This window comes from Anabaena sp. UHCC 0253 (assembly GCF_009712085.1).
GTDB lineage: Bacteria > Cyanobacteriota > Cyanobacteriia > Cyanobacteriales > Nostocaceae > Dolichospermum.
On the sequence record NZ_VILD01000003.1, the window covers coordinates 147207 to 148218 of the forward strand.

Here is a 1012-nt window from a genome sequence, read left to right on the forward strand (position 1 = left end):
GAAAATCTTTACTTATCAGCCAAATTTTGATCTTAGATTTTTACTTGATTGATGGTGATTGATAAATTATGGCTATAGCATAAGTGCTGACTTGTCAGTTCGCATCCTCTCAAAGGTAAATATTTACTAGGCTTAATCTAGATTATAACCATAGGACTTACGCAAGATTGAACTCAAAACCTGATTATTGCGTAGGGGTAATTCATGAATTACCCCTACTTCCATTCTGTTTTGCGTAAGTCCTAAACCAGACAGTAGATGCCTATTGATTATCAAAATAACAGGCTACTTCATGCTATCACCTAGCCTTTAACTAAAGGTTAAGAAGCTAGATTGAAACTCGGTGCTGATATTTTTTACCTATTTCTTAATCTCTAGTTAATAAAGTTGGATTTACACAAAAAATTGTTAATTGATTACCTAGCGGATAAGTAGAAATCGCCATACCTGTGGGTAGCCACCAGCTTTCTATTTGGCCAATAGATTTAAAACATCCTTTGAAAGGAAAATAGGAAGACTCAATCTCTGGGTAATTTACAATGTAAAATATGACGGTTGTATTAGATGCTGTGAATGTGATTGAGCGTTATACTTTGCCTGAGATGGGCGATTTGTGGAGTGAAACCTATAAGCTGAAAACCTGGCTAGATGTAGAAATCGCGGTTTGCGAAGCACAGGCAGAACTGGGTTATATTCCAGCAGCAGCAGTTGAAGAAATTAAGGCTAAGGCGAATTTTGACCCGAAACGGGTGCTAGAGATTGAGGCGGAAGTCCGTCATGATGTCATTGCCTTTTTAACAAATGTTAATGAATATGTGGGTGATGCTGGGCGTTATATTCACTTAGGTTTAACTAGTTCTGATGTTTTGGATACTGCTTTAGCACTACAATTAGTGGCTAGTTTGGATCTGTTGTTAAAACGTCTAGAAGATGTAATTGAGGCAATTCGGAAAAAAGCCACAGCACATCGGGATACAGTCATGATTGGGCGATCGCATGGTATTCACGCTGA

1 protein-coding gene is annotated in these 1012 nt (G+C 37.9%); it reads left to right on the forward strand.

Annotated features, from left to right (window positions below):
* Positions 1-575 precede the first annotated feature (575 nt).
* Positions 576-1012, forward strand: a 437-nt coding sequence (locus tag FJR38_RS08965) for a lyase family protein (protein ID WP_371418182.1), incomplete at its 3' end; no start/stop codon positions are given.